The sequence below is a fragment of the Pseudomonas kitaguniensis genome (assembly GCF_009296165.1).
GTDB classification, from domain to species: domain Bacteria; phylum Pseudomonadota; class Gammaproteobacteria; order Pseudomonadales; family Pseudomonadaceae; genus Aquipseudomonas; species Aquipseudomonas kitaguniensis.
Genome location: NZ_VUAZ01000031.1, coordinates 50,697 through 58,553 on the forward strand (window position 1 = coordinate 50,697; position 7,857 = coordinate 58,553).

The following is a 7,857-nucleotide window of genomic DNA, read 5'->3' on the forward strand; positions in this document are numbered from 1 at the left end:
CTTCAGAATCAACACCGCCCCATGCGTATCCACGTCAGCTTCATCGACCGCGTCGGCATTACCCAGGAAGTCCTGGCCTTGCTCGGTGGGCGTAATCTCAACCTGGATGCGGTGGAGATGGTGCCGCCCAACGTGTATATCGACGCCCCGACGCTGAGCGCCGAGGTGCTCGAAGAACTGCGCGACGCGTTGTTCAGCGTGCACGGTGTGCAAGCCGTCACCGTGGTCGACATCCTGCCCGGCCAGCGCCGCCACCTGCAACTCGACGCGCTGCTGGCGGCCATGACCGACCCGGTACTGGCGCTGGACAGCGCGGGCAAAATTCTCTTGGCCAACCCGGCATTGATCGCCTTGTATGGGCGCGAACCGGCCGGAGAAAGCATCGCCGCGCTGTTCAACGACCCGGCGCTGCTCGACACCTTGCTTGAACAGGGTTTTCGCTTGCCCTTGCGCGAGATCAGCGTGAACGGCCATACGTTCTTGCTGGAGGCCACGCCGATCACCGATGCTGGCGCGCTGCTCACGCTTTACCAACCCAACCGCATCGGCGAGCAACTGTCTGCGCTGCACCACGACCATGCCGAAGGGTTTGACGCGCTGTTGGGTGAATCCCCGGTGATTCGCACCCTCAAGGCGCGGGCGCAACGGGTGGCAGCACTGGACGCACCGCTGTTGATCCAGGGCGAAACCGGCACCGGCAAAGAACTGGTGGCGCGTGCCTGCCACGCCATCAGCGCGCGCTACAGTGCACCGTTCCTGGCGCTGAACTGCGCGGCGCTGCCGGAAAACCTCGCCGAAAGCGAATTGTTCGGCTATGCCCCGGGCGCCTTCACTGGTGCCCAGCGCGGCGGCAAACCGGGGCTGATGGAGCTGGCCAACCAGGGCACGGTGTTTCTCGATGAGATCGGCGAGATGTCGCCGTACCTGCAGGCCAAGCTGCTGCGCTTTCTGAATGACGGCAGCTTCCGCCGCGTGGGCGGTGACCGCGAAGTGAAGGTCAATGTGCGCATCCTCAGCGCCACGCACCGCGACCTCGAAAAAATGGTCAGCGAGGGCACGTTTCGCGAAGACTTGTTTTACCGCCTCAACGTGCTCAACGTCGAAGTACCGCCGCTGCGTGAACGCGGCCAGGACATCCTGCTGCTCGCGCGCTACTTCATGCAGCAAGCGTGCGCGCAGATACAGCGCCCGGTCTGCCGCCTGGCGCCCGGCACTTACCCGGCGCTGTTGGGCAACCGCTGGCCGGGCAATGTTCGACAGTTACAAAACGTGATCTTCCGCGCCGCCGCCATCTGCGAAAGCAATATCGTCGACATTGGTGACCTGGACATTGCCGGTACGTCGGTGGCGCGCCAAAGCGACGGCGAAGTCGCCAGCCTGGAACAGGCGGTGGAAGACTTCGAGCGCAACTTGCTGGAAAAGCTCTATGCTAGCTACCCGTCGACCCGCCAACTGGCCAACCGCCTGCAAACCTCCCACACCGCCATCGCGCATCGCCTGCGCAAGTACGGCATTCCCAACAAGCCCTGACGGCTGCGCAAAGATGCAACTGTGGGAGTGGGCTTGCTCGCGATGGCGGCGTGTCAGTTGAAAGATACTTATCTGGCACACCGCCATCGCGAGCAAGCCCGCTCCCGCAAAAAGTACTTTTGATCGGCTTCAACCACTGAGGTCGGCTTCCAGGCCGCCGGGGTTCACCAAAAGCGACCTTCACCTGTACTGAAAGCGCTACAGCGTAACGCTATCGCTACAGCCATGTTTTTTGCGTGCCATGCAAGGCTTTGATCCACATAGGCTTTTTTTCAGGCGCCGACCTGTATCGAAATCGCTACAGATAAAATTTATAGGCTTATAACCAATTTTATTAACTTGTTGATTTATAACGATTTAATAACGTTGGCCGCAATATTGCTATGCAACTCTTCATTATTCCAATGCCGCCCTCCAGAGAAATCTGGCTTTGAGGAGTTTCCATGAGCGAGTTGCGTTTCACTGAAGATCACGAATGGCTGCGCGCCGAGACCGATGGCAGCGTCACCGTGGGTATCACCGCTTTCGCGCAGAACGCGCTGGGTGATGTGGTTTTCGTGCAACTGCCCGAGTTGCAGGCTTACGCCAAAGGCGCTGAAGCGTCCACGGTGGAGTCGGTCAAAGCCGCCAGCGGCGTGTACATGCCATTGGACGGTGAAGTGGTCGCAGTGAACGACAAGCTCGACGGCAGCCCGGAACTGGTCAACGAAGACCCGATGGGCGAAGGCTGGTTCTTCCGCTTTAAACCCGCCGATGCCGAGGCAGTGGCTAAGCTGTTGGATCAGGATGCGTACGACCGCCTGATCAAAGCCAACGCTGAAGCTTGAGGAGCGCACCATGACGATTAATCTCAGCACCGCCAACGAATTCATCGCCCGCCACATCGGCCCGCGCCCGCAAGACGAGCAACACATGCTCGCAAGTCTGGGCTTTGATTCGCTGGAAGCGTTAAGCGCCAGTGTGATCCCGGAAAGCATCAAGGGCACCAGCGTGCTCGGCCTGGAAGACGGCCTGAGCGAAGCCGACGCCTTGGCCAAAATCAAGGCCATCGCCGGCAAAAACCAACTGTTCAAGACCTACATCGGCCAGGGCTATTACAACTGCCACACGCCGTCGCCGATCCTGCGCAACCTGCTGGAAAACCCGGCCTGGTACACCGCCTACACCCCGTACCAACCCGAGATTTCCCAAGGCCGTCTGGAATCGCTGCTGAACTTCCAGACCTTGATCAGCGACCTCACCGGCTTGCCGATCGCCAATGCCTCCTTGCTCGACGAAGCCACCGCCGCCGCCGAAGCCATGACGTTCTGCAAGCGCCTGAGCAAAAACAAAAGCAGCAATGCGTTTTTCGCCTCGATCCATAGCCACCCGCAAACCCTCGACGTGCTGCGCACGCGTGCCGAGCCGCTGGGCATCGACGTGGTGATTGGCGATGAGCGTGAACTGAGCGACGTCAGCGGGTTTTTTGGTGCCCTGCTGCAGTACCCGGCCAGCAACGGTGATGTGTTTGATTACCGCGAACTGACCGAGCGCTTCCACGCCGCCAACGCGCTGGTAGCCGTGGCCGCCGACCTGCTGGCCCTGACCTTGCTGACGCCGCCGGGTGAGTTCGGCGCCGACGTGGCCATTGGCAGCGCGCAACGCTTCGGCGTGCCGCTGGGTTTTGGTGGCCCGCATGCGGCGTACTTCTCGACCAAGGATGCGTTCAAGCGCGACATGCCGGGGCGTCTGGTCGGCGTTTCGGTCGACCGTTTCGGCAAACCGGCGCTGCGCCTGGCGATGCAGACCCGCGAGCAACATATCCGTCGCGAGAAAGCCACCAGCAACATCTGCACCGCCCAAGTGCTGTTGGCCAACATCGCCAGCATGTACGCCGTGTACCACGGCCCTAAAGGCCTTACCCAGATCGCCCGGCGCATTCACCAACTGACCGCGATCCTGGCCAAAGGCTTGACCGCGCTTGGCCTTAAGGTTGAGCAGCAACACTTTTTCGACACCCTGACCCTCCACACGGGCGTCAACACCGCCGCCCTGCATGACCAGGCCCGCGCCCAGCGCATCAACCTGCGGGTGGTAGACGCTGAGCGTCTGGGCCTGTCGGTCGACGAAACCACCACCCAGGCTGACATCGAAACCTTGTGGTCGATCTTCGCCGCAGGTAAAGCGCTGCCGGACTTTGCCGCCGAGGTCGACAGCGCACTGCCTGCCGCACTGCTGCGCCAATCGCCGATCCTCAGCCACCCGGTGTTCAACCGTTATCACTCCGAAACCGAATTGATGCGCTACCTGCGCAAACTGGCCGACAAGGACCTGGCGCTGGACCGCACCATGATCCCGCTGGGCTCGTGCACCATGAAGCTCAACGCCGCCAGCGAGATGATCCCGGTGACGTGGGCCGAGTTCGGTGCGCTGCACCCGTTCGCCCCGGCCGAACAAAGCGCCGGCTACCTGCAACTGACTTCCGAACTGGAAGCCATGCTCTGCGCGGCCACCGGTTATGACGCGATCTCGCTGCAACCCAACGCCGGTTCCCAGGGCGAATACGCAGGCCTGCTGGCGATTCGTGCGTACCACCAGAGCCGTGGCGATGCGCGTCGCGACATCTGCCTGATCCCCTCGTCGGCCCACGGCACTAACCCCGCGACCGCCAACATGGCCGGTATGCGTGTGGTGGTGACCGCCTGCGATGCGCGTGGCAACGTCGACATCGAAGACCTGCGCGCCAAAGCCATCGAGCACCGCGACCACCTCGCGGCACTGATGATCACCTACCCGTCCACCCACGGCGTGTTCGAAGAAGGCATCCGCGAGATCTGCGCGGTGATTCATGACAACGGCGGCCAGGTCTACATCGACGGCGCCAACATGAACGCGATGGTCGGCCTGTGTGCGCCGGGCAAATTCGGCGGCGACGTGTCCCACCTCAACCTGCACAAAACCTTCTGCATTCCGCACGGCGGTGGCGGCCCAGGCGTCGGCCCGATTGGCGTGAAGTCCCACCTCACGCCATTCCTGCCGGGCCACGCGGCCATGCAGCGCAAGGAAGGCGCGGTGTGCGCGGCGCCATTCGGCAGCGCGAGCATTTTGCCGATCACCTGGATGTACATCAGCATGATGGGCGGCGCGGGCCTCAAGCGCGCTTCGCAGTTGGCGATCCTGAATGCCAACTACATTTCGCGTCGCCTCGAAGAGCACTACCCGGTGCTGTACACCGGCAGCAACGGCCTGGTGGCGCACGAATGCATCCTCGACCTGCGCCCGCTGAAAGACAGCAGCGGCATCAGCGTGGATGACGTGGCCAAGCGCCTGATCGACTTCGGTTTCCACGCGCCGACCATGTCGTTCCCGGTCGCCGGCACCTTGATGATCGAGCCGACCGAAAGCGAATCCAAAGAAGAACTCGACCGCTTCTGTGACGCGATGATCGCCATCCGCGAAGAGATTCGCGCGGTAGAAAACGGCACGTTGGACAAGGACGACAACCCACTGAAAAACGCGCCGCACACTGCGGCCGAACTGGTCGGCGAATGGAGCCACCCGTACAGCCGTGAGCAGGCCGTGTACCCGGTTGCCTCGTTGATCGAAGGCAAATACTGGCCGCCGGTTGGCCGCGTCGACAACGTGTTTGGCGACCGCAACCTCGTCTGCGCGTGCCCCTCAATCGAGAGCTATGCCTAGGATCAACGGTGGGAGGGGGCTTGCTCCCGATCGCGGTGTATCAGTTACCCGCTCTATCAACTGACACTCCGCTATCGGGAGCAAGCCCCCTCCCACACAAGCTTCTTCAACTTTGTATTCCTCGACAAAGTTATCCGCACCCTACGCAAGACCGGCGCCGACATGAAAAGCAAATACACAGAAACCACGCGTTGCGGTTTGGCGGTCAAGATTATCGAGTGCTGACGCCCAAAGGCGCGCCAGCACGTTTTTCAGGAGCTGAATATGCCCACCGAAACCCTGTTGAAAACTCCACTGCATGCGCTGCACCTTGAGCTGGGCGCGCGCATGGTGCCCTTCGCCGGCTACGACATGCCGGTGCAATACCCGCTGGGCGTGATGAAAGAACACCTGCACACCCGTGAACACGCCGGGTTGTTTGACGTGTCCCACATGGGCCAGATCCGCCTCAGCGGCGCGAACGCCGCCAAAGCGCTGGAAAGCCTGGTGCCCGTCGACATCATTGACCTGCCGGTGGGCATGCAGCGCTACGCCATGTTCACTGACGAACAGGGCGGGATTCTTGACGACCTGATGGTGGCCAACCTGGGTAACGACGAGCTGTTCCTGGTGGTCAACGCCGCGTGCAAAGACCAGGACCTGGCGCACCTGCGCAAACATATCGGCGACCACTGCAGCATCGAGCCGCTGTTCGAGGCGCGCGCCCTGCTCGCGTTGCAAGGCCCGGCGGCGGTGAAGGTACTGGCGCGCCTGGCGCCTGAGGTCAGCAAAATGACCTTCATGCAGTTCGCCACCCTGCGCCTGCTGGGTGTGGAGTGCTACGTGAGCCGCTCGGGCTACACCGGTGAGGACGGCTTTGAAATCTCGGTGCCGGCGGCCAACGCCGAGAGCCTGGCGCGCAGCCTGCTGGCCGAAACCGAAGTACAAGCGATCGGCCTGGGCGCCCGCGACTCCCTGCGCCTGGAAGCTGGCCTGTGCCTGTACGGCCATGACATGAACACCGACACCACGCCGATTGAAGCCAGCCTGCTCTGGGCGATTTCCAAGGCCCGGCGTGCCGATGGCGCGCGCGCCGGTGGCTTCCCCGGCGCCGAGCGAATCTTTGCCCAACAGCAAGCCGGTGTGAGCCGCAAGCGTGTCGGCCTGTTGCCGCAAGAGCGCACCCCGGTGCGTGAAGGTGCAGAAATAGTCGATGAACACGGCAGCGTGATCGGCACCGTGTGCAGCGGTGGTTTTGGCCCATCGTTGGGCGGCCCGTTGGCGATGGGGTATCTGGACAGCGCCTTCACCGCACTGGATACCGAAGTGTCGGCATTAGTACGTGGGAAAAAAGTACCACTACGTGTAAGTAAAATGCCATTTGTGCCGCAACGCTACTACCGTGGTTGATTGACTGTTCCTATAAGTAACGCGGTTGCGTCAGCGTGCACTAAACTGTAACGCAACCGCCTTAAAGTAGTGCGTTTACGATAGCCAATACGCCCAACACTTGCCTATAACAAGTGACCAACTCTATCGAATAAGTGCGCGCTACTTTATTCGCCAAACTGTCACGAAGCCCAGCAAAACATGGCCTTTTGGCAGGGCTTGTTTTTTCTCCGTTAGTTGGCGTAGAGTTTCCCCACTGTGTTTGCATGGGTCGCTTTGAACCTGGACCTGGGCAGTAGCCAACGGACGCTACAACCCGTTCGACGTCTCTTACTTTCCTGCAACTCAGCTCAGTACTCCTTCAATGAAAGGGGCTGTCATTAATTTTAGCGTCAGGGAAATAAGAAAATGGCTGAACGTCTGAGTGGTACCGTCAAGTGGTTTAACGACGAGAAAGGCTTTGGTTTTATCACGCCGGAAAGTGGTGCGGATTTGTTCGTACATTTCCGCGCTATTCAGGGCAACGGCTTCAAGAGTCTGAAAGAAGGCCAAAAAGTGACATTCATTGCTGTGCAAGGCCAGAAAGGTATGCAGGCTGACGAAGTACAAGCAGAGGGCTGATCCTCGCTGCGACAAAAAGCCCCTGATGTCACCATCAGGGGCTTTTTTATGCGCGTTGCACCGGGTTGCCGCGTAAAATCGCTTTTTTATCCAGCGAGCCCTGCCATGTCCAAACCCTTGCTGAGCCCCCAGGGCGAGTTCCCCGCCGTTGGCCTGGGCCGTCGTTTGGCAGCGATGTTCTATGACTTTCTATTGTGTACCGCGCTGCTGATCGTCACGGCATTTGTGTACAAGCTGATGTGGATGGCGTTTATCGGCGAGGCCAAAATGCGCGTCCTCAGCGAATCCGGGGCGCTGGACGGTGACCCATTGCTGTCGACGCTGCTGTTTTTTGTGCTGTTTGGTTTCTTCGCCAAGTTCTGGACCCATTCCGGGCAGACCCTCGGCATGCAGGTGTGGGGCGTGCGGGTACAAAACGCCGACGGCTCGCGGATCAGCTTGTGGCAGGCGCTGTTGCGGTTTGTGGTGTCGATTGCTTCGTGGTTGTGTGTGGGGCTGGGGTTTATCTGGTCGTTGTTCGACAAGCAGAAACGCAGTTGGCACGACATCTATTCCGACACACAACTCGTGCGTATTCCGAAGCAGAAGAAGTAACCAAAAGGTCCTCGCCCCACCACTCGTTGCCCGCACGCAAGCCATCGTGGTTTAACGGGGCGCCTT

Annotated in this window: 6 protein-coding genes and 1 pseudogene; all 7 read left to right on the forward strand. The window is 60.5% G+C overall.

The annotated features are described in order from the left end of the window. Nucleotides 1-21: 21 nt before the first annotated feature. The 7 genes and pseudogenes from F0169_RS06480 to F0169_RS06505 all read left to right on the forward strand — a co-directional run bounded on the left by F0169_RS06480 (nucleotide 22) and on the right by F0169_RS06505 (nucleotide 7,791). Nucleotides 22-1,530: a sigma-54-dependent transcriptional regulator gene (locus F0169_RS06480; RefSeq protein WP_058412465.1), complete on the forward strand. Its 1,509-nt coding sequence runs from the start codon at nucleotides 22-24 to the stop codon at nucleotides 1,528-1,530. 443 nt (nucleotides 1,531-1,973) lie between these two features. Then, complete coding sequence (gene gcvH, locus F0169_RS06485) at nucleotides 1,974-2,357, forward strand: glycine cleavage system protein GcvH (protein WP_058412466.1); 384 nt, start codon at nucleotides 1,974-1,976, stop codon at nucleotides 2,355-2,357. A gap of 10 nt (nucleotides 2,358-2,367) precedes the next feature. Continuing rightward, entirely contained in the window at nucleotides 2,368-5,208 is a 2,841-nt protein-coding gene (gene gcvP, locus F0169_RS06490; RefSeq protein WP_152746043.1) for an aminomethyl-transferring glycine dehydrogenase, read from the forward strand. Between the two features lie 108 nt (nucleotides 5,209-5,316). Then, nucleotides 5,317-5,433 (forward strand): annotated as a pseudogene (locus tag F0169_RS27740) (hypothetical protein); the annotation flags it as partial. A 39-nt stretch (nucleotides 5,434-5,472) separates the two neighbouring features. Then, on the forward strand, nucleotides 5,473-6,597 hold the full coding sequence (gcvT, locus tag F0169_RS06495) for a glycine cleavage system aminomethyltransferase GcvT (RefSeq protein ID WP_152746044.1): 1,125 nt from the start codon (nucleotides 5,473-5,475) through the stop codon (nucleotides 6,595-6,597). 387 nt (nucleotides 6,598-6,984) lie between these two features. After that, complete coding sequence (locus tag F0169_RS06500; RefSeq protein WP_058412469.1) at nucleotides 6,985-7,197, forward strand: cold-shock protein; 213 nt, start codon at nucleotides 6,985-6,987, stop codon at nucleotides 7,195-7,197. Between the two features lie 105 nt (nucleotides 7,198-7,302). Beyond that, complete coding sequence (locus F0169_RS06505) at nucleotides 7,303-7,791, forward strand: RDD family protein (protein ID WP_152746045.1); 489 nt, start codon at nucleotides 7,303-7,305, stop codon at nucleotides 7,789-7,791. The last annotated feature ends 66 nt before the right edge of the window (nucleotides 7,792-7,857 follow it).